The following is a 19,929-nucleotide window of genomic DNA, read 5'->3' as shown; positions in this document are numbered from 1 at the left end:
CCTGCGATGTCGCAACCCATACGCCTCAAGGACCACGAGAAAGACGCCCAGCTCGTCCGCGCCCGCGTGACGGTCAGTGCGGCGGTGTTTTTCGTGCTCGCCTGCGTACTGGTGGCGCGCATGTACTACCTGCAGGTCATCCAGCACGACTACCATTCGACCCTGTCGGAAAACAACCGCGTCCACGTCCAGCCGATCCCGCCCACCCGCGGGCTGATCTACGACCGCAACGGCATCATCATCGCCGACAACCGGCCCAGCTTCAGCCTGACCATCACCCGCGAGCGCGCCGACGACTGGCGCCAGACCCTGGACACCCTGGTGCAGGTGCTGGGGTTGACCGAGGAAGACCGGGAGCTGTTCGAGAAGCGCATGAAGCAGGGCCGGCGTCCCTTCGAGCCGGTACCGGTGCTGTTCGAGCTGACCGAGGAGCAGATCGCCAAGATCGCCGTCAACCAGTTCCGCCTGCCCGGCGTCGAGGTGACGGCGCAGCTGGTGCGGCACTATCCCATGGGCGAGCACTTCGCCCATTCGGTGGGCTATGTCGGACGGATCAACGAACAGGAACTCAAGCGCCTGGATCCGGTGAACTACAGCGGTACCCACCACATCGGCAAGACCGGCGTGGAGCGCTTCTACGAGCCCGAGCTGCATGGCGAGGTGGGCTACGAAGAGGTGGAAACCAACGCCCGCGGCCGGGTGCTGCGGGTGCTCAACCGCACCGATCCCAAGCCGGGCAAGGACATCGTCCTGACCATCGACTCGCGGCTGCAGGCCGCCGCCGAAGCGGCCCTGGGCGGCCGTCGGGGCGCCATCGTCGCCATCCAGCCCAAGACCGGCGAGGTGCTGGCCATGGTCAGCCAGCCGAGCTACGACCCCAATCCCTTCGTCACCGGGATCAGCTTCAAGGAATACTCCGAGCTGCGCGACTCCATCGATCGCCCGCTCTACAACCGGGTACTGCGCGGTCTCTATCCGCCCGGCTCGACCATCAAGCCGGCGGTGGCCATCGCCGGCCTGGACAGCGGCGCCACCACGCCCCAGGCGAAGGTCTTCGACCCGGGCTACTACGAACTGCCCAACTACGACCACAAGTACCGCAACTGGAACCACGGTGGCGACGGCTACGTGGACATGGACATGGCCTTGATGAGGTCCAACGACACCTACTTCTACGATCTCGCCCACAAGATCGGCATCGACCGGCTCTCGGAGTACATGGGCAAGTTCGGCCTCGGGCAGAAGGTCGCCCTGGACATGTTCGAAGAGGCACCGGGCCTCATGCCTTCCCGGCAGTGGAAGCGCGCCACCCGCCGCCAGGCCTGGTTCCCCGGCGAGACGCTGATCCTCGGTATCGGTCAGGGCTACATGCAGGTGACTCCGCTGCAACTGGCCCAGGTCACCTCGCTGATCGCCAACCATGGCCAATGGATCCGTCCGCACCTGGCCAAGACCCTGGACGGCCAGCCGCCGGTGGACAGCAATCCCATGCCCGACATCGACCTCAAGGACCCGAGCTACTGGGATAGAGCCATCCACGGCATGGAAATGGTGGTGCAGAATCCCCGCGGCACCGCCCACAAGCTCAACGTCGGCGCCCAGTACCGCATCGCCGGCAAGAGCGGTACCGCCCAGGTGGTCGCCATTCGCCAGAACGAGAAGTACAACTCGGCCGCGCTCAAGGAACGCCACCGCGACCACGCCCTGTTCGTCGCCTTCGCCCCGGTGGACAATCCGCAGATCGCCGTGGCGGTCATGGTGGAGAACGGTGAATCGGGTGGCGCCGTGGCCGGCCCGGTCGCGCGCCAGGTGCTCGACGCCTGGTTGCTGGACGAGCAGGGCCACCTCAAGGCCGAGTACGCCAAGCCCGGCACCGCCGGTGCCACCGCCTCAGCGACCAAGGTGCAGCCATGAGTCTCGCTCCCAACTTCGATCGCACCATCCCCGAAGGGGACGTGATGAAGCGGCGTGCCACGCTGCTGCAACGCCTGCACATCGACGGCCCCTTGCTGATCCTGCTGCTGATGCTGGGGGCGACCGGACTGTTCGTGCTCTATTCGGCGGGCGGCCGCAATCTCGACCTGCTGTTCAAGCAGGCCAGTTCCTTCGGTCTCGGCCTGGTAGCCATGGCCATCGTCGCCCAGCTCGAACCCCGCTTCATGGCCCGCTGGGTGCCGCTGGGCTACGTGATCGGCGTGGCCCTGCTGGTGGTGGTGGACGTCATGGGCCACAACGCCATGGGCGCCACCCGCTGGATCAACATCCCCGGGGTGATCCGCTTCCAGCCGTCGGAGTTCATGAAGCTCCTGATGCCCATGATGATGGCCTGGTACCTATCCAAGCGCAGCCTGCCGCCGAACTTCAAACACAGCCTGATCAGCCTGTCGCTGGTGGTGGTGCCCTTCGTGCTGATCCTCGACCAGCCCGACCTCGGTACCGCCATGCTGGTACTGGCCTCGGGCGGCTTCGTGCTGTTCGTCGGCGGCCTGCAGTGGCGCTGGCTGATCGGTGCGGTGAGCGCCGCGGTGCCCATGGCGGTGGCCATGTGGTTCTTCGTGCTGCACGACTACCAGAAGCGCCGGGTGCTGACCTTCCTCGATCCGGAGATGGACCCGCTGGGCGCCGGTTGGAACATCATCCAGTCCAAGGCGGCCATCGGCTCGGGCGGGGTGTTCGGCAAGGGTTGGCTGCTGGGTACCCAGTCTCATCTGGATTTTTTGCCGGAAAGTCACACGGACTTTATCATTGCCGTCCTCGGCGAAGAGTTCGGCATGGTCGGCGTCTGCCTGCTGCTGGTGCTCTATCTGCTGCTCATCGGTCGCGGCCTCACCATCACGGTGCAGGCCCAGACGTTGTTCGGCAAGTTGCTCGCCGGCGGCGTGACGATGACCTTCTTCGTCTATGTCTTCGTCAACATCGGCATGGTCAGCGGGCTCTTGCCGGTCGTGGGCGTGCCGCTGCCGTTCATCAGCTATGGTGGTACCTCGGTGGTCACCTTGCTCACCGGGTTCGGAGTTTTGATGTCGATCCACACGCACCGCAAGTGGATCGCCCAGGTTTAACAGGTAATGAAGAAGGGTTAGATGCCGATAATGGGATGGATGCGTCGCTGCCTGCAGGGCTTCGGCCTGGTGGGTGCGATGGGCGTGACGACCGGCGTCGTCGCGGGAGACTACGACACGGCACCGCTGGCGCGCGACTTCATCGCCGAGATGAGTCAGAGCTATGGTTTCGCCCCGGAACAGCTGCAGGCGCTGTTTGGCGAGGTCGAGCGCAAGCAGGCCATCCTCGACGCCATCTCGCGTCCGGCCGAGCGGGTCAAGCCGTGGAGCGAATACCGTCCCATCTTCATTACCGATCGCCGCATCGCCCAGGGTGTGGAGTTCTGGAAGGCCCACGAGGAAGCCCTGGCGCGCGCCGAGCGCGAATTCGGCGTGCCGGCCCAGTTCATCGTCGCCATCATCGGCGTGGAAACCTTCTACGGTCGCAACACCGGTAACTACCGGGTGCTGGATGCGCTCTCCACCCTGGCCTTCGACTATCCGCCCCGTGCGCCCTTCTTTCGCAGCCAGTTGCGCGAATTCCTGCTGCTGGCCCGGGAGCAGCAGGTCGATCCGCTCAGCCTGACCGGCTCCTACGCCGGGGCCATGGGGTTGCCGCAATTCATGCCCGGCAGCTTCCGCGCCTATGCGGTGGACTTCGACGGCGACGGCCACATTAATATCTGGTCCGATCCCACCGACGCCATCGGCAGCGTGGCCAACTACTTCAAGCGCCACGGCTGGTCCGGCGGCGGTCCCACCGCGATCCGCGCCCAGGTCAGCGGCAGCCGGGTGGAGGAGGGTGTGGTACCCGGGATCGAGCCGATCAAGAGCGTCGCCGAGCTGCGCGCCCTGGGCTGGAACGCCCAGGACCCTGCCCTGCGCGACGATTTGCGTGTAACCTCGTTCCGCCTCGACGGAGACAAGGGACCGGAGTACTGGATGGGCCTGCCCAATTTCTACGCCATTACCCGTTACAACCGCAGCGTCATGTACGCCATGGCGGTGACCGATCTGGCCAATGCCATCGCCGAGCGGCATGCCGCCGAGGGTGCCAAGCCGTGATGCGCCTGACCGCCCTGGCACGCCTGGCCGGCTGCCTGGGGCTCGGCCTGCTGCTGGTAAGCTGCTCCAGCCAGGCCCCCAAGCCAACCAGCAAGGGCGTCGCCGGGCCGGGTGGCTACCTGCGTCCCCATCGTGACGGCGCGCCCTGGTGGGACGTGGACGTCAGCAAGATTCCCGACGCCGTGCCCATGCCGTACAACGGGCCGTTGAAGAACAATCCCTACACCGTGCTGGGCAAGACCTATTTCCCGCTGACCGATGCGCGCAACTATCGCGTGACCGGTACCGCGTCCTGGTATGGCACCAAGTTCCACGGCCAGGCCACCGCCAACGGCGAGACCTACGACCTCTATGGCATGACCGCGGCGCACAAGACCCTGCCGCTGCCCAGCTACGTGCGGGTCACCAACCTGGACAACGGCCGCAGCGTGATCCTGCGCGTCAACGACCGCGGTCCCTTCTATTCCGACCGGGTCATCGACCTGTCCTTCGCCGCCGCCAAGAAGCTCGGCTACGCCGAGATCGGCACTGCGCGGGTCAGCGTCGAGAGCATAGATCCGCAACAGTACTGGGCCCAGCGCGGCCAGGCGGTGCCCATGGTGCTGGCGCAGCCGCGCCAGGCGCCGGTGGCGCAGAAGACCACCGAGGTGCAGACCTTCGGTGCCATCGAGACCTACACCCCACCGGTCAACCAGCACGCCGAACCGGTGACGCCGGCCGCCGTCGACGCAAAAAAAAACGTTTCTGCCCCAGCCGCTGGGCTCTATCTGCAGGTGGCGGCCTTCGCCAATCCGGACGCTGCGGAATTGCTCAAGGACAAGCTCAGCGACCTGACCGGTGCCCCGGTGTTCATCAGCTCGACGGTGCGCAACCAGCAGACCTTGCATCGGGTCCGTCTCGGACCGGTCCAGCCGGCTGAGGTCGCCCAGCTCCAGAACAGCGTACGCGTGGCCCGCCTCGGCCAGGCGTCTGTCGTGCAACCGGATTGAAGCAAGGATGCTTCATGACGCCCAGTCGCCGGCCCCTGCCATCGTGATCCGCCTCGCGCGAATCGCCGTGGGTCGGGCGGTCTGGGTCCGCTGCTCCTGCCATACCCCAACCTTTCAGAGATTCGGATGACAATCGCAAAACTCGCTCGACGCCTGCTCTTCCTCGTAACGATCGCCTGTGTCCCGGCCGTCTGGGCGGCCGAGACAATGATTCCGGCGGCGCCCCAGCTGGCAGCCAAGGCCTGGATTCTCATGGACGCCAACAGCGGCGCCGTGCTCACCGAATCCAACTCCGACCAGCGCCTGCCGCCGGCCAGCCTGACCAAGCTGATGACCGCCTACATCGCCACCCTGGAAATCAACCGGGGTCGCATCAAGGAATCCGACATGGTCACCGTCAGCGAGCACGCCTGGCGTACTGGCGGTTCGCGGATGTTCATCAAGGTCGGCACCCAGGTGTCGGTCGGTGATCTGCTGCACGGCATCATCATCCAGTCCGGCAACGATGCCAGCGTCGCCCTGGCCGAGCACATCGCCGGCAGCGAAGACGCCTTCGCCGACATGATGAACACCACCGCGCAGAAGCTGGGCATGCAGAACACCCACTTCATGGACGCCACCGGCCTGCCGGACCCGAATCACTATTCCTCGGCCCATGACATGGCCATCCTGGCGCGCGCCATCATCAACGCCGATGCCCAGCACTACGCCATCTACTCCCAGAAGGAATTCTTCTGGAACAACATCAAGCAGCCCAACCGCAACCTGCTGCTGTGGCGCGACAAGACCGTGGACGGCCTGAAGACCGGTCACACCGACGAAGCCGGCTACTGCCTGGTGGCCTCGGCCGTGCGCGACGGCATGCGCCTGGTCGCCGTGGTGTTCGGCACCAACAGCGAGCAGGCGCGCGCCGCCGAGACCCAGAAGCTGCTGACCTACGGCTTCCGCTTCTTCGAAACCCAGTCCTTCTACAAGAAGGGCACCGAACTGGCCAAGGCGCCGGTGTGGAAGGGCGACGCCCGGGAAGTCCAGGCCGGTCTGGCCAACGACCTGACCATGACCCTGCCGCGCGGCCAGGCCAAGAAGCTGCATGCCGAGATGGTGCTCAATCCGCAGCTGATCGCGCCCATCGCCCAGGGCCAGGTGATCGGCAAGGTCGAGGTGAAGCTGGATGACAAGGTGGTGCACACCGCCGACCTGGTCGCCCTGCAGCCGGTCGAGGAGGGTGGCCTCTTCCGTCGCCTGTGGGATAGCATTCGCCTGTTCTTCTACGGATTGTTCAACTGATCCGTCGTCCTGGAAAGGCCCGCACTCGCGGGCCTTTCAGCCCCTGCCGACAGCGGTCGGCCTGGAAGTCCGCATGACCGAAGACGTACAACCCCCCAAGATCGAATTTCCCTGCCCGCGCTATCCGATCAAGGTGATCGGCGATGCCGGTGCCGATTTCGCCGAGCTGGTGCTCGACACAGTGCAGCGCCATGCGCCGGATCTCGACCGCGGCACCCTGGTAACCCGTGACAGCCGCAATGGCCGCTTTCTGTCCGTGCAGGTGCTCATCACCGCCACGGGCGTGGACCAGCTGCAGGCCATTCACCAGGATCTGCGCGCCACCGGCCGCGTGCACATGGTGATCTGATGACGACTCCCGCCCCGGTGAGCCTGGGCGTGCGCCGCTGGGGCTTGCGCCCCTACGAAGCGACCCTGGACGCCATGCGGCGCTTCACCGACGAGCGCGGTGCTCAGACGCCCGACGAACTCTGGTTGCTACAGCACCCGGCGGTCTTCACCCAGGGCCAGGCTGGCAAGCCCGAGCACCTGCTCGCCGTGGGTGATATCCCGGTGGTGCAGGTCGATCGCGGCGGCCAGGTCACCTACCATGGTCCGGGTCAGCTCATCGCCTATGTGCTGCTGGACGTTCGCCGCAAGGGCCTGGGCGTGCGAGAATTGGTCAGCGCCATGGAAGACAGCCTGATCGCCCTGCTCGCCGACTGGGGCGTGCGCGCGGAGGCCCGGGCCGATGCGCCGGGCGTCTACGTGGACGGCGCCAAGATCGCCTCCCTCGGGCTGCGCATTCGCAATGGCCGGTCCTTCCACGGCCTGGCGCTCAACGTTGACATGGATCTGGCGCCGTTCCGCCGGATCAACCCCTGCGGTCATGCCGGCCTGGCCATGACCCAGCTACGCGATCTGGTGACCGGGCCATTAGCTTTCGACGAAGTCCGCGAGGCTCTGGTGCGTCACCTGAGCGTCCGCCTGGGCTACCCCGAACCGATCACCCTGGAATCGGATTGACATGACCACGACAGTACAAGACAGCGTCCAGACCCTCACCCCGCCCGCCCGCCCGAACAAGGTGGAAGCCGGCGTCAAGTTGCGTGGCGCCGAGAAGGTCGCACGCATCCCGGTGAAGATCATTCCCACCGAGGAGCTGCCGCGCAAGCCGGACTGGATCCGCGTGCGCATCCCGGTCACCCCCGAGGTCGAGCGCATCAAGCAACTGCTGCGCAAGCACAAGCTGCACAGTGTCTGCGAAGAGGCCTCCTGCCCGAACCTGGGCGAGTGCTTCTCCGGTGGCACCGCCACCTTCATGATCATGGGTGACATCTGCACCCGCCGCTGCCCCTTCTGCGACGTCGGCCACGGCCGGCCGAAGCCGCTGGACGTGGACGAGCCGAAGAACCTGGCAGTGGCCATCGCCGACCTGGGTCTGAAGTACGTGGTGATCACCTCGGTGGACCGCGACGACCTGCGCGACGGCGGTGCCCAGCACTTCGTCGACTGCCTGCGCGAGATCCGCAAGCTGACCCCCGGCATCCAGCTGGAGACCCTGGTGCCGGACTACCGCGGGCGTATGGACGTGGCCCTGGCCATCACCGAGCAGGAGCCGCCGGATGTCTTCAACCATAACCTGGAGACCGTCCCGCGCCTGTACAAGGCCGCGCGCCCGGGTTCGGACTTCGAGTGGTCGCTGGACCTGCTGCAGAACTTCAAGAAGCGCGTGCCCCACGTGCCGACCAAGTCCGGCCTGATGCTGGGCCTGGGCGAGACCGACGAGGAAGTCATCGAGGTCATGCAGCGCATGCGCGAGCACGAGATCGACATGCTGACCCTTGGCCAGTACCTGCAGCCCTCGCGCAACCACCTGCCGGTGCAGCGCTTCGTCCACCCGGATACCTTCGCCTGGTTCGCCGAGGAAGGTGCCAGGATGGGCTTCAAGAACGTCGCCTCGGGTCCGCTGGTGCGTTCGTCCTACCACGCCGACCAGCAGGCGCACGGCGCGAAGAAGATCGGCTGATCCTCCCGTCGTCATGAAGAAGGGCAGCCTGGTGGCTAATGCCAGTCAGTTAAGCCTTTGTTTAGCGGGTTGGAAAGACATTGACGGTTGTGTGCAACCGTGAAGTTTGGATCCGGGCTTTAGGCCTTCTATCGCGGCCATGGGCCGCTCCTACAGCAGCCGGATACCCTGCAGGAGCGGCCCATGGCCGCGATAGGTAGGCTCCTTGGCATGGGCTCAATGTCGATCAGTTACAAAAACGCCGTGTTCTTGCGCAGAGACACGGCGTTTTTGTGGTCATCAGGGTAGCGCGAAGCTCAGTGTGGACTGCGACCAAGGCTTAACCTGACTGGCATTAGCCCAATGGCTGCCTTTTTCCTTGGTGGCTCCAAAGCCGGCAAGCCCCCCACCGATCTGCTTTCAGCTCCCTCTCCCTGAGGGAGAGGGTTGGGGTGAGGGCCCTCTTCAACCGCGCAACACGCCATCCACCAGTGCCTTGGCCTCTTCCTGGATACGCCCCAGGTGGGCTTCGCCCTCGAAGCTCTCGGCGTAGATCTTGTAGACGTCCTCGGTGCCCGAGGGACGGGCGGCGAACCAGCCGTTCTCGGTGACCACCTTCAGACCACCGATGGCGGCACCGTTGCCGGGCGCCTCGGTGAGGATGGCGGTGATCGGCTGGCCAGCCAGCTCCTTGGCGGTGACCTGGGCCGCGGAGAGCTTGCTCAGCCGAGCCTTCTGTTCGCGGTCGGCAGCGGCGTCGATGCGCTGGTAGACCGGCGCACCGAAGCGCTCGGTCAGCGCCTGGTAGCGCTCACCCGGGTCCTTGCCGGTCACGGCGGTGATTTCCGCGGCCAGCAGACCGAGGATGAGGCCGTCCTTGTCGGTGGACCAGGCGCCGCCAGCCTTGCGCAGGAAGGAAGCCCCGGCGGATTCCTCGCCACCGAAGCCGAGGCTGCCGTCCAGCAGGCCGTCGACGAACCACTTGAAGCCCACGGGCACCTCCACCACCTGGCGGCCGATGCCCTGGGCCACACGGTCGATCATCGAGGAGGACACCAGGGTCTTGCCGATGCCGGCCTGTGGGTTCCACTGCGGACGGTGGGTGAAGAGGTATTCGATGGCCACTGCCAGGTAGTGGTTGGGATTGAGCAGGCCCACGGAGCGGGCGACGATGCCGTGGCGGTCGTGGTCGGTGTCGCAGGCGAAGGAGACGTCGAATCTGTCCTTGTTCTCGATCAGGCCGGCCATGGCGTGGGGCGAGCTGCAGTCCATGCGGATCTTGCCGTCCCAGTCCAGGCGCATGAAGCGGAAGGTGGGGTCGACGCGGGTCGACAGCACCTGCAGCGGCAGGCCATAGCGCTCGGCGATGCGCGGCCAGTAGTGCACCCCTGCGCCGCCCAGGGGGTCGACGCCGAAGGTCAGGCCGGAGTCGCGGATGGCTTCCAGGTCGATGACCTGGCCCAGGCCGCCGACATAGCTGTCGAGGAAGTCGAATTTCTGGGTGGTGGCGGCCTTGAGCGCCTGGCGGTAATCCATCCGCTTGACGCCTTCCAGTCCGGCTGCCAGCAGGGCATTGGCGCGATCCTGGATACTCTTGGTGACATTGGTATCGGCCGGGCCACCATTGGTGGGGTTGTACTTGAAGCCGCCATCGGTCGGCGGGTTGTGCGACGGGGTGATGACGATGCCATCGGCCAGGCCCGAGCGGCGGCCGGCGTTGTATTCGAGGATGGCGTTGGACAGCGCCGGAGTGGGCGTGTAGCCCGGCTCGCCGTTGGTCTCGGCGCAACCGGCATCGATGCGTACCTCCACGCCGTTGGCGGCGAGCACTTCCAGGGCGGAAATGAAGGCCGGCTCGGACAGGGCGTGGGTGTCCATGCCCATGAACAGCGGGCCGTCGACGCCCTGGGCCTGGCGGTATTCGCAGATGGCCTGGGTGATGGCGAGGATGTGCCACTCGTTGAAGCTGCCCTTGAGCGAGGAACCGCGGTGCCCGGAGGTGCCGAAGGCCACCTGCTGACCAGGATCGCTCGGATCGGGACGATCGCTGTAGTAGCGCGCCACCAGGCGCGGCAGGTGGGTCAGGGTGTTCTCGTCGGGGAGGCGTCCTGCAGTGGGAGCGAGCGTCATGAAAGCGTCCTGTATACGTCGGAAAGAGGCAGCGGTCGGGCACGGGCCGAATCTGAGCGATCACCGCGGCGCGGTGAAGGTGTCAGCCACGCCCATAGACCGTGGCGCCCGCCGAAGGTGCAGCCTACACCGGCTGGGCCAGGTCGCACTGTGATGACGGGCTCAGCCAAGATAGCCCAAGCGCAGCAGATAGTGCAGGACGGCGTAGGCGCCCAACAGCAGCAATCCGCCAAAGAACAGCTGGCGGAACCGGTTCTCGTCGAGGCGCTGGCGCACGCGCTGGCCCAGCCACATCCCTGCGAGGGACGGTAGCAGCAGCAGGCTGGAGGCGCCCAGTCGCTCGACTGCCAGCGCGTCCTGCCACCAGAGGCCCACCAGCAGGGCCAGGGTGGCGACGGTGAAAGTCAGCCCCAGGGCCTCGATCAGCTGTTCCTTGTCCAGCGCCAGACTCTGCAGATAGGGCACCGCCGGCAGCACGAAGACCCCGGTCATGCCGGTGATCAGGCCGGTGACCAAGCCCACCAAGGGAGCTGCTTTGCCTGCATGACGGCCCGGTGCGGGCAGCCGCCAGCCCGTCCAGCCGATCAGGCCGTAGGCGACCAGCACCGCGCCCAGCCCGGCGGCGAGTCCGGCGCCATCGCCCCGGGTCAGCAGCGGGATACTGAGCAGGGTGCCCGGCACCAGGGCCAGTTGCAGCGGCAGCAGGCGCTTGAGCGTCTGCCAGGGTGAGGGACCGGCGCAGAATTGCCAGACGTTGGTGAGCAGCGAGGGAATCAGCAGCAGGGCGGCGGCTTCGGCCGGCGTCATCAGCAGCGCCAGCAGACTCATGGCGACGGTGGGCAAGCCCAGGCCGAGCACCCCCTTGGTCAGCCCCGCGAGCATGAAGATCAGAATACAGAGCAGCAGCGTCATGGGCCTCTCCTTCGCTGGAGGGGTTACCATGCGGCCCGGGACCGCAGGTGAGAAGCCGGGATTGGCGAAGGCTGCCTGAGGTTGACACGGAGGCTCTCTGGCGATGCGCTACGACCTGCTCGACCTGCGTCTGTTTCTCCATGTCGTGGAGGCGCGCAGCATCACCCTGGGCGCCGAGCGGACCCACCTGGCACTGCCCTCGGCCAGCGCCCGCATCAAGGCTTTGGAAGACCGCCTGGGCACGTCCCTGCTGATCCGCCATGCCCGGGGCGTGCGCCCTACGCCGACCGGCCTGATCCTGGAGCGTCATGCCCGGGCGATCCTGCAGCGGTTGGAGATCCTGACCCAGGATCTTGCCGGCGCGGTGGCGGACAGTCGTACGCGGGTGCGGCTGTTGGCAAATGGCGCCGCGGTCATGGAGCACCTCGACGAGCCGTTGGCTGACTTTCTCCAGGCGCAGCCCAGGGTGGACGTGGATGTCGAGGAATTACCCAGCCCGCGCATCGTGCGGGCGCTACGTGAGGGGCGTGCCGATCTGGGGATCTTCGTTGCGGCGCCGGGTGCGGAGGGGTTGCAGGTCCGGCCCTTCCGGGCTGATCCTCTGGTGCTGGTCGCGGCACCGGGCAGCTTGCCGTTCAGGGACGGCGAGGCGGTCGACTTCGCCGGACTGCTCGAGCAGCCCTTTGTCGGCCTGTCCCGTGGCAATGCCTTGCAGCTGCATGTGGAAGCCCAGGCGGCGCAGTGGGGCCGGGAGCTGGCGATCCGCATTCGGGTGCCGAGTCCGGTCCAGGCCTGTGCCCTGGTCGCCCGCGGGCTGGGCATCGCCATCCTGCCGGCTGCGAGCCTGGCCCGGGCAGGGCGGGGGTTGGCGTTGGCCAGTCATCCGCTGAGCGATGCCTGGGCCCGGCGCGAACTGGTGGTGGGCTGTCGGGATTTCGCCGAGCTATCGCCGGCGGCGACAGCTCTGCTGGAGGTACTGGTGGGGGGAGGCTGAGCGATACGGCTGAGCGACGACCCGGCCTCAGCCGCGCAATTTTTCCAGCAGCTGATGATTGGGATAGCCGTCGGCAGGCCAGCCCTGGGCTTGCTGGTAGGCGCGGATGGCCTTGCGGGTGTTGGCGCCGATGATGCCGTCGGCACTGCCCGGATCCAGCCCGAGGGCAGCCAGGCGTTGTTGCAGTTCGACTCGCTCGCTGCGACTCAGCGGCAGGTCGTCGGTGGGCCAACTGGCGGCGATCTGCCCGGCGTCGCGATAGCGCTCCGAGAGCAGCGCCACGCCCAGGGCGTAGGACGTCGAGTTGTTGTACTTGAGGATGGTGCGGAAGTTGTTGAAGACCAGGAAGGCCGGGCCGCGATGCCCGGCAGGAAGCAGCAGCGAGGCGCTGTCGCTCGGTTGGGCTGCCGGCTGCGGCAGGTCGAGCCCCTGGATGCCGAGGGCGGTCCATTCGGCCAGGGTCTTGCGTACGCTCATGTCGGCCAGGCTGTAGTCGAAATTGGCCGGCACCCGCACCTCGTAGCCCCAGGGCTTGCCGTCCTGCCAGCCGGAGGCCTTGAGGTAGTTGGCCGTGGAGGCCAGGGCGTCGGCGGTGGAGCCCCAGATGTCGCGGCGACCATCGCCGTCGAAGTCCACCGCGTACTGGTCGTAGGTGGTAGGAATGAACTGGGTCTGGCCCATGGCGCCGGCCCAGGAGCCGATCATGCGATCGGCGGTGACGTCGCCGTGCTGCAGGATGCCGAGCGCAGCGATGAGCTGGTCCTGGGCGAAGTCCGGGCGGCGGCCTTCATAGGCCAGGGTGGCCAGGGAGCGGATCACCCCCTTGTTGCCCATGTTGTTGCCGTAGTTGCTTTCCATGCCCCAGAAGGCCACCAGCCGGGCGGGTTCGATGCCGTAGCGGGCCTCCAGGGCGGCGAGCAGGCCGGCCTGCTGGATGATCAGGTTCTTGCCATTGCGCACCCGCAGCGGTGAGACGGCGGTGTTCAGGTATTCCCAGACCGGCTTGGTGAATTCCGGCTGGCTGCGATCGGCGGCGATCACCGCCGGATCGGGCTCGACGCCGAGGAAGGCCTGGTCGAAGGTGCTCGCCGAGATGCCCCGGCCGAGGGCCAGGGCGCGGAAGCGGCTGCGCCATTGCTCGAAGCTTTCGTCCGGCTGCGGCATGGCTTCGGCGGCCGTGGCCGGCGCCGTCGTGGCGGATGCAGGGGCAGGCGAAGCGGGAGAGGAGGGCGCCGCAGTCGGCGTGGACTGGTTCTGGGCGCAGGCGGCCAGGGCGGCGGTCAGCAGGGTGACCAGGGTACCGGCGAGCAGGCCGCCAGTCTTGAATCCGCGGGATTTCCCGAGTTGCATCTATCTCCACCGGACGTCTAGGCAGGAGCCGTCACCTTAGCACGCTCCACGTCCTCGCGTCTGGTAACCGCCTTTCAGGCCGCCAGAAAGACCGAAGCCTTCTCGTCGTGCAACGAGAAGGCTTCGCGGCGGTAGCTGCCTTTGCCCTTGGCGGGCTTTTCCTGGCGTGAGCGATAGCGGGGATCGCTGACGAGGACCTTGGCCTTGTTGGGGCCGCGGCTGTATTTCTTGGCCATGCGTGCGTGCTCCGGTGGGATGGGTACTACCCCTAGATAGGGGCTAGCCAGTCTAGTGCAAGGGCTGACCAATGCAAGAGGCACTAGGGCGAGGGCTTGCCCAGCGCCAGGCGTTTGCCGGCGAGCTGCAGGGCGAGACTGGCCAGGGTCAGCCAGACATCCCCTGGCGCCTGGCCCTTGATCTGTTCGTCGGCGACCTGGGCGTCGCGCAGCAGGGTTTCCAGGCGGCGGGCGCCGTGGCGCTGCAGGGCGCGGGTCATCAAGGGACGCCGCTTGTCCCACACCGGGGGTTTGACCTGGGTGAAGGCGCGCTCCAGTGGCGTGCCGCTTTCCTGCAGATGGGCGAGGTTGGCCAGCAGCCGTAGCTCCCGTGCCAGGGCCCAGAGCACCACGGCCGCTTCCACGCCTTCGCCGCGCAGCCCTTCGAGGATGCGCAGGGCGTGGGCCGCGTCACCGGCGAGGGCGGCGTCCAGCAGGCCGAAGACGTCGTAGCGGGCGCTGTCGGCTACCGAGGCGCGCACGGTCTCGGCATCCACCTGGGAGCCTTCGGTGAGCAGACGCAGCTTCTCGATCTCCTGGGCGGCGGCCAGCAGGTTGCCCTCCACCCGTTCGGCGATGAGTTCGACCGCTTCGGGGGTGGCGGCCAGGCCCAGGCGCGACAGGCGCTGGTTGATCCACTGGGGCAACTGCGCCAGTTCCACCGGCCAGATCTGCACGAATTGCGCCTGGCCATGCTCCAGCAGGGCCTTGGCCCATTTGGTCTTCTGGGCGGCTGCATCGAGGCGCGGCAGGCTGATGAGCAGCAGGGTGTCCTCGGCGGGACGGGCCAGGTAGTCGAGCAGGGCGGCGGAACCCTTGTCGCCCGGCTTGCCGGTGGGCAGGCGCAGTTCGAGGATGCGTTTCTGGGCGAACAGCGACAGGCTGGCGCCGGCCTCGTAGAGGCGACCCCAGTCGAAACTGGCGTCGACGTCGAAGACCTCGCGTTCGTCGAAGCCCTGGGCACGGGCGGCACCGCGGATGGCGTCGCTGGCTTCCTGGCAGAGCAGGGGGTCGTCACCGCTGACGGCATAGACGGCGGCCAGGGAACCCTGGAGCTGCTTGCCCAGCTGGTTGGCGTTGAGTTTCATGATAAGCCGTGACGGCAGCCCGGAGCCTGGCGGCTCCGGGCGCGGCGCTTAGCGCGCGGGGGTGGGGATGTCGATGGGCGACTGCTGCGGCGGCGTGGATTCGCGGGCGCGGCGCTCGGCTTCGGCCTGGGCGGCCGCGCGGGCGTCGGCGTCGCGTTGCAGCTTGTCCAGGCGCTCCGGCGTCAGGGCCTGCAGGCGCGCGGCCAACTGCTGTACCAGTTCGCGACGCATCTCGCGGCGCAACTGGTCCTTCTGCTGTTCGGAACCGACGATGTTGTTCTGGTCGGTCACGTAGTAGCGCTGGGTTTCCAGGTAGTCGCTGACCAGCACGGCCTGGTTCTTGCCGACGATGGTGTAGGGCTGGCGGGTGGTCAGCTCGACCTCGGCGCTGCGCGCGCCGCTGGTGTAGCTGGCGGTGCGCTCGCTCTGGGCTTCGCCGCCCAGGTCCAGGGTGTAGGGCGCACCGGAGGAGACCCGTACGTGGGCATCCTCGAGCATGTCGCGTACTTCCTTGACGGTCTGGCCATAGGCGTCGCGCGCCGTGAGGTTCAGCTCGCTGAGGCTCAGGCGCGTTTCGCCGGTGCCGCGCAGCTGGAAGCCGCAGGCGGTCAGCAGGGTCGCCAGGCCGATGACCGCAAGGCCGGGGAGAATCCGTTTCTTCATCTGTTGTCTGCTCCGTTCGCGTGTCTTAGTTGGCGACGATGTTGACCAGTTTACCCGGGACCACGACGACCTTGCGGATGGTCAGGCCTTCGGTGAAGCGTGCCACGTTCTCGTTGGCGCGGGCGGCGGCCTCGATGGCCTCGCGGCTGGCGTCGGCCGGCACTTCGATCTGGCCGCGCAGCTTGCCGTTCACCTGGATGACGATCTGCAGGCTGTCCTGCACCAGGGCGCTTTCGTCCACCTGCGGCCAACGGGCATCGATGACCGCCTCGGCGTGACCCAGCTGCTGCCAGAGGCCGTGGGCGATGTGTGGGGTAATGGGCGCCAGCAGCAGGGTGACGGCCTCCAGGCCCTCCTGCAGCAGACGGCGATCGGTGTCGCTGTCCTGGGCGGCCTTCTCCAGCACGTTCATCAGGGTCATGACGGCGGCGATGGCGGTGTTGAACTTGTGATGCTGACCGATATCCTGGCTGGCCTGGCGGATCGCCAGGTGGATGGCGCGGCGCACCTCCTTCTGGGCCGGGGACAGCTCGCCAAGGACGCCGGTGCTCGGCAGACCACGGGCGACGTGGGCCTGGGCCAGGCGCCAGACGCGGCGCAGGAAGCGGCTGGCGCCCTCGACACCGGAATCGGACCATTCCAGGCTCATGTCGGGCGGCGAGGCGAACATCATGAACAGGCGGCAGGTGTCGGCGCCGTACTGGTCGATCATCGCCTGGGGGTCGACGCCGTTGTTCTTCGACTTGGACATCTTCTCGACGCCGCCGATTTCCACTGGCTGGCCGTCGCTCTTCAGCCGCGCGCCGATCACCTTGGCCTTGGCATCGCGTTCCACCTCAACATCGGCCGGGTTGAACCAGTCCTTGCTGCCGTTGGGGTTGATCCGGTAGTAGGTCTCGGCCACCACCATGCCCTGGGTCAGCAGGTTCTCGAAGGGCTCGTCGGAATCGATCAGGCCCTGGTCGCGCATCAGCTTGTGGAAGAAGCGCGAGTAGAGCAGGTGCAGGATGGCGTGCTCGATGCCGCCGATGTACTGGTCGACGGGCAGCCAGTAGTTGGCTTCTTCCTTGTCCAGCATGCCGCCGGTGAAGTTCGGCGAGGCATAGCGGGCGAAGTACCAGGAACTCTCGACGAAGGTGTCCATGGTGTCGGTCTCGCGGCGGGCCGGCTGGCCGTTGCGCGGATCGACGGTCTCGTAGAATTCCGGCATGCGCGCCAGGGGCGAGCCGGCGCCGTCCGGCACCACGTCCTCGGGCAGCACCACCGGCAGCAGGTCGGCCGGTACCGGGATGTCGATGCCGTCGTCGCCGTGGATGATCGGGATCGGGCAGCCCCAGTAGCGCTGGCGGCTGATGCCCCAGTCGCGCAGGCGGAACTGGGTGCGCGGCTGGCCCAGGCCCTTGGCCTGCAGGGCCGCGCCGATGGCGTCGAAGGCGGCGTCGTAGCTGAGATTGTCGTAGGCGCCGGAATTGATCAGGAAGCCGTCCTTGCTGCCGTACCAATCCTTCCATTGCACCGGGTCGAACTGGTAGCGCTCGTATTCCTCGGGGCTGAAGTCGTCCGGGTTGGCCAGCACCTGGGTGGCCTCGGCGGTATCCACCACCTGGACGATGGGCAGGCTGTACTTGTTGGCGAATTCGAAATCGCGCTCGTCGTGACCGGGCACGGCCATGACCGCGCCGTCGCCGTAGTGCATCAGCACGTAGTTGGCGACCCAAACCGGCAGGCGGGTGTCGGTCAGCGGGTGACGGACGAACAGGCCAGTATCCAGGCCCTTCTTCTCCTGGGTGGCGATGTCGGCTTCGGCGACGCCGCCGCGCTTGCATTCGTCGATGAAGGCCTGCAGCTCGGCATTGTCCTGGGCAGCCTGGGTGGCCAGCGGGTGTTCCGCGGCCACGGCGACGTAGGTGGCGCCGAGCAGGGTGTCGGGGCGGGTGGTGAAGACCTTCAGGGTGCCTTCGGCGCCGATGCTCGCCTGGTCATAGGGGAACTGCACCTCCATGCCGCGGGACTTGCCGATCCAGTTGCGCTGCATGGTCTTGACCTGCTCGGGCCAGCCGGGCAGCTGGTCGAGGGAATTCAGCAGCTCTTCCGCATAGTCGGTGATGCGGAAGTAGTACATGGGGATCTCGCGCTTCTCGATCAGCGCGCCACTGCGCCAACCGCGGCCGTCGATGACCTGCTCGTTGGCCAGTACGGTCTGGTCGACCGGGTCCCAGTTCACCGTGCCGTTCTTGCGGTAGATGATGCCCTTCTCGAACAGCTGGGTGAACAGCCACTGCTCCCAGCGATAGTAGTCGGGCTTGCAGGTGGTGACCTCGCGCGACCAGTCGATCGCCAGCCCCAGGCTCTGCAGCTGGGACTTCATGTAGGCGATGTTCTCGTAGGTCCACTTGGCCGGGGCCACGCCGTTCTTCATGGCGGCGTTCTCGGCGGGCATGCCGAAGGCGTCCCAGCCCATGGGCTGCAGGACGTTCTTGCCCAGCATCCGCTGGTAGCGGGCGATGACGTCGCCGATGGTGTAGTTGCGCACGTGCCCCATGTGCAGCTTGCCGCTGGGGTAGGGGAACATCGACAGGCAGTAGAACTTCTCCTGGCCCGGGCGCATGGTGGCCTTGAAGGACAGATTCTGGTCCCAGAAGGACTGGGCGGCGGCTTCTATTTCGCGGGGCTGATAGTGTTCGTGCATGGGCGTGTCGAGGGCTGCAGAGGCGTTTGATCAAGCCGCCAAGCATACATGACCCCCCGAGCGCGGGGAAATGTCCTAGTCCGCCGCTTGCTTCGCACTCCGGGGGAGGCAGGGTTGGAAGGGCCGTACTAGGCTGATCAAACGTCCGTTCAATTATCCGGGAGGATGATCGCCATCATGGGAAAGTTTCGACGCGAGTCCGAAAAGCTGCCCGTCGACGTACGCCTGCAGCGACGGCTGGCCCTGGCCCTGGATGAGGCCGCGACCCAGGAGCGTCTCTATGACACTGCCAATGGGGAAATCGAGCTCCAGGGACTGAGTACGGCCGAGTACGCCCTGGTCAAGCGCTGGCTGGCGCGCCACCAGGCGACGGAGGCGGCCCCGGCCTGTTGCCTGGGTTGCGGCCGAGTGCGGCCGGCCGGGGCCTACTGCGCCCAGTGCCAGGGTGGGCGTGCCCCGCTCGAGAAGCCTTCTGTGCGGACCGGCGCTCCCCTACACTGAGCGCCGACGCGACCCGGGGGTCGCTCCGACCGGAGGGACCATGGGCCTGCGCTACTTCTTCAAGCAACTGCTGCTGCCCCCGGGCGGCTTGCTCTTGCTCCTGCTCTGTGGCTGGTGGCTGCGCCGTCGGCATCCGCGCCTGGGACTGGCCTGTTTCGGTCTTGGTCTGCTGGGACTCTGGATCAGCACCCTGCCGGTGGCGGTGGAGTTCGGCGGGCGCCTGCTCGAGCGCGATGCCGCCTTGCCCCAGGCGAGCTGGCCGGGCCTGGCGCAGCGGGCGGACGCCATCGTCGTGCTCGGTGCTGGACGGGCGGTGGACGATCCGGGTTGGGAGGGCGACGCCGCGAGCAGGATGGCCGTGGAGCGCTTGCGCTATGCCGCCCGCCTGGCCAAGGCGACGCAACTGCCGGTCTTGATCACCGGCGGTTCGCCCTATGGCCGACCGCTGAGCGAGGCGACGCTGATGACCGAGGTGATGGAGCGTGACCTGGGCGTGCCGGTGCGCTGGCAGGAAGGTGCCAGCCGCACCACCTGGGAGAATGCCACCCTCAGCGCGCCGCTGCTGCGCGACGCCGGGGTGAAGCGGGTGGTGCTGGTGACCCAGGCCTACCACATGGCGCGGGCCCGCTGGTGCTTCGAGCGTCAGGGCTTCGAGGTGATCGCCGCGCCCATTGGCTTCATCGGCGTGCCCAATGCCCGCCCCTTCGGCGGCTGGTTGCCAGAGGCGGGGGCGATCGAACAGACCGCCCAGTTGCTCAACGAGGCCGCCGGACTGTTGCTCTATCCGCTCGCCTATCGTTGAGCGCCTGTTCAAAGTCTGCTGCGCGTCGGCCAAACGGCGTTGAAAATGGCCTGGAAGGCCAGCCCCGCCTGGGCGGCCCTGTCGCGATGCCCGTTTACCTTTGGTAAATTCGAGCGCGGGTCCGATCCGCTTCCTCAGCCATTCTCGCGGGGCCGC

18 protein-coding genes are annotated in these 19,929 nt (G+C 66.9%); 11 read left to right on the top strand and 7 right to left on the bottom strand.

Features of this window, described 5'->3' with window-relative positions:
* The first annotated feature begins 6 nt into the window (after positions 1-6).
* From mrdA to lipA, 8 genes are all read left to right on the top strand, one after another.
* Complete coding sequence (gene mrdA / locus AR540_RS14225) at positions 7-1,914, top strand: penicillin-binding protein 2 (protein WP_059229863.1); 1,908 nt, start codon at positions 7-9, stop codon at positions 1,912-1,914.
* Between the two features lie 44 nt (positions 1,915-1,958).
* Entirely contained in the window at positions 1,959-3,062 is a 1,104-nt protein-coding gene (rodA, locus tag AR540_RS14220; protein ID WP_153014252.1) for a rod shape-determining protein RodA, read from the top strand.
* Between the two features lie 39 nt (positions 3,063-3,101).
* Positions 3,102-4,106 (top strand): lytic murein transglycosylase B, encoded by a 1,005-nt coding sequence (gene mltB, locus AR540_RS14215; protein WP_442963795.1) that lies wholly within the window; start codon positions 3,102-3,104, stop codon positions 4,104-4,106.
* Positions 4,106-5,095, top strand: a complete 990-nt coding sequence (locus AR540_RS14210) for a septal ring lytic transglycosylase RlpA family protein (RefSeq protein ID WP_059229860.1) — start codon at positions 4,106-4,108, stop codon at positions 5,093-5,095. Before mltB ends, AR540_RS14210 begins: the two co-directional genes overlap by 1 nt.
* 126 nt (positions 5,096-5,221) lie before the next feature.
* Entirely contained in the window at positions 5,222-6,382 is a 1,161-nt protein-coding gene (locus AR540_RS14205; RefSeq protein ID WP_059229859.1) for a D-alanyl-D-alanine carboxypeptidase family protein, read from the top strand.
* Between the two features lie 73 nt (positions 6,383-6,455).
* A complete protein-coding gene (locus tag AR540_RS14200) occupies positions 6,456-6,731 on the top strand; it encodes a DUF493 domain-containing protein (protein ID WP_058762176.1) in 276 nt (91 codons plus the stop codon).
* Positions 6,731-7,387 carry a lipoyl(octanoyl) transferase LipB gene (lipB, locus tag AR540_RS14195; RefSeq protein WP_059229858.1) on the top strand — a complete coding sequence of 219 codons (657 nt, stop codon included), beginning with the start codon at positions 6,731-6,733 and terminating at the stop codon, positions 7,385-7,387. Before AR540_RS14200 ends, lipB begins: the two co-directional genes overlap by 1 nt.
* A gap of 1 nt (position 7,388) precedes the next feature.
* A complete protein-coding gene (gene lipA, locus AR540_RS14190; RefSeq protein WP_059229857.1) occupies positions 7,389-8,390 on the top strand; it encodes a lipoyl synthase in 1,002 nt (333 codons plus the stop codon).
* Between the two features lie 444 nt (positions 8,391-8,834).
* Here the strand turns inward: lipA and pgm are convergent, their stop codons facing one another.
* Positions 8,835-10,499, bottom strand: coding sequence for a phosphoglucomutase (alpha-D-glucose-1,6-bisphosphate-dependent) (gene pgm, locus AR540_RS14185; RefSeq protein ID WP_059229856.1), 1,665 nt, complete (start codon positions 10,497-10,499; stop codon positions 8,835-8,837).
* A 162-nt stretch (positions 10,500-10,661) separates the two neighbouring features.
* Positions 10,662-11,411, bottom strand: coding sequence for a sulfite exporter TauE/SafE family protein (locus AR540_RS14180; RefSeq protein ID WP_059229855.1), 750 nt, complete (start codon positions 11,409-11,411; stop codon positions 10,662-10,664).
* A 103-nt stretch (positions 11,412-11,514) separates the two neighbouring features.
* Here AR540_RS14180 and AR540_RS14175 point away from each other — a divergent pair, with 103 nt between their 5' ends.
* Positions 11,515-12,405: a LysR family transcriptional regulator gene (locus tag AR540_RS14175; RefSeq protein ID WP_059229854.1), complete on the top strand. Its 891-nt coding sequence runs from the start codon at positions 11,515-11,517 to the stop codon at positions 12,403-12,405.
* Positions 12,406-12,432: 27 nt separating this feature from the next.
* On the opposite strand, the gene AR540_RS14170 is transcribed toward AR540_RS14175, so the two are convergent.
* The 5 genes from AR540_RS14170 to leuS form a co-directional block, all read right to left on the bottom strand.
* Positions 12,433-13,755 (bottom strand): lytic murein transglycosylase, encoded by a 1,323-nt coding sequence (locus AR540_RS14170; protein WP_059229853.1) that lies wholly within the window; start codon positions 13,753-13,755, stop codon positions 12,433-12,435.
* Between the two features lie 74 nt (positions 13,756-13,829).
* Positions 13,830-13,991: an alternative ribosome rescue factor ArfA gene (gene arfA, locus AR540_RS14165; protein ID WP_059229852.1), complete on the bottom strand. Its 162-nt coding sequence runs from the start codon at positions 13,989-13,991 to the stop codon at positions 13,830-13,832.
* Positions 13,992-14,074: 83 nt separating this feature from the next.
* Positions 14,075-15,118, bottom strand: a complete 1,044-nt coding sequence (gene holA / locus AR540_RS14160; protein WP_059229851.1) for a DNA polymerase III subunit delta — start codon at positions 15,116-15,118, stop codon at positions 14,075-14,077.
* 48 nt (positions 15,119-15,166) lie between these two features.
* The gene (locus AR540_RS14155) at positions 15,167-15,781 is read right to left on the bottom strand and encodes an LPS-assembly lipoprotein LptE (protein WP_059229850.1); all 615 of its coding nucleotides are present in this window, start codon (positions 15,779-15,781) and stop codon (positions 15,167-15,169) included.
* 25 nt (positions 15,782-15,806) lie between these two features.
* The gene (gene leuS, locus AR540_RS14150) at positions 15,807-18,470 is read right to left on the bottom strand and encodes a leucine--tRNA ligase (RefSeq protein WP_059229849.1); all 2,664 of its coding nucleotides are present in this window, start codon (positions 18,468-18,470) and stop codon (positions 15,807-15,809) included.
* A gap of 177 nt (positions 18,471-18,647) precedes the next feature.
* Here leuS and AR540_RS14145 point away from each other — a divergent pair, with 177 nt between their 5' ends.
* Positions 18,648-18,971 carry a hypothetical protein gene (locus AR540_RS14145; RefSeq protein WP_236712071.1) on the top strand — a complete coding sequence of 108 codons (324 nt, stop codon included), beginning with the start codon at positions 18,648-18,650 and terminating at the stop codon, positions 18,969-18,971.
* Positions 18,972-19,011: 40 nt separating this feature from the next.
* Positions 19,012-19,773: a YdcF family protein gene (locus tag AR540_RS14140; RefSeq protein ID WP_059229847.1), complete on the top strand. Its 762-nt coding sequence runs from the start codon at positions 19,012-19,014 to the stop codon at positions 19,771-19,773.
* Positions 19,774-19,929: the final 156 nt, after the last annotated feature.

Source organism: Pseudomonas sp. EpS/L25 (assembly GCF_001512295.1).
Classification (GTDB): Bacteria; Pseudomonadota; Gammaproteobacteria; order Pseudomonadales; family Pseudomonadaceae; genus Chryseomonas.
This window is presented reverse-complemented; position numbering and strand designations above follow the sequence as displayed.

Bases quoted from the DNA above. Each gene is read 5' to 3' on its own strand.
- mrdA (WP_059229863.1), top strand. From the start codon at position 7: ATGTCGCAACCCATACGCCTCAAGGACCACGAGAAAGACGCCCAGCTC.
- rodA (WP_153014252.1), top strand. From the start codon at position 1,959: ATGAAGCGGCGTGCCACGCTGCTGCAACGCCTGCACATCGACGGCCCC.
- mltB (WP_442963795.1), top strand. From the start codon at position 3,102: ATGCGTCGCTGCCTGCAGGGCTTCGGCCTGGTGGGTGCGATGGGCGTG.
- AR540_RS14210 (WP_059229860.1), top strand. From the start codon at position 4,106: ATGCGCCTGACCGCCCTGGCACGCCTGGCCGGCTGCCTGGGGCTCGGC.
- AR540_RS14205 (WP_059229859.1), top strand. From the start codon at position 5,222: ATGACAATCGCAAAACTCGCTCGACGCCTGCTCTTCCTCGTAACGATC.
- AR540_RS14200 (WP_058762176.1), top strand. From the start codon at position 6,456: ATGACCGAAGACGTACAACCCCCCAAGATCGAATTTCCCTGCCCGCGC.
- lipB (WP_059229858.1), top strand. From the start codon at position 6,731: ATGACGACTCCCGCCCCGGTGAGCCTGGGCGTGCGCCGCTGGGGCTTG.
- lipA (WP_059229857.1), top strand. From the start codon at position 7,389: ATGACCACGACAGTACAAGACAGCGTCCAGACCCTCACCCCGCCCGCC.
- pgm (WP_059229856.1), bottom strand. From the start codon at position 10,499: ATGACGCTCGCTCCCACTGCAGGACGCCTCCCCGACGAGAACACCCTG.
- AR540_RS14180 (WP_059229855.1), bottom strand. From the start codon at position 11,411: ATGACGCTGCTGCTCTGTATTCTGATCTTCATGCTCGCGGGGCTGACC.
- AR540_RS14175 (WP_059229854.1), top strand. From the start codon at position 11,515: ATGCGCTACGACCTGCTCGACCTGCGTCTGTTTCTCCATGTCGTGGAG.
- AR540_RS14170 (WP_059229853.1), bottom strand. From the start codon at position 13,755: ATGCAACTCGGGAAATCCCGCGGATTCAAGACTGGCGGCCTGCTCGCC.
- arfA (WP_059229852.1), bottom strand. From the start codon at position 13,991: ATGGCCAAGAAATACAGCCGCGGCCCCAACAAGGCCAAGGTCCTCGTC.
- holA (WP_059229851.1), bottom strand. From the start codon at position 15,118: ATGAAACTCAACGCCAACCAGCTGGGCAAGCAGCTCCAGGGTTCCCTG.
- AR540_RS14155 (WP_059229850.1), bottom strand. From the start codon at position 15,781: ATGAAGAAACGGATTCTCCCCGGCCTTGCGGTCATCGGCCTGGCGACC.
- leuS (WP_059229849.1), bottom strand. From the start codon at position 18,470: ATGCACGAACACTATCAGCCCCGCGAAATAGAAGCCGCCGCCCAGTCC.
- AR540_RS14145 (WP_236712071.1), top strand. From the start codon at position 18,648: ATGGGAAAGTTTCGACGCGAGTCCGAAAAGCTGCCCGTCGACGTACGC.
- AR540_RS14140 (WP_059229847.1), top strand. From the start codon at position 19,012: ATGGGCCTGCGCTACTTCTTCAAGCAACTGCTGCTGCCCCCGGGCGGC.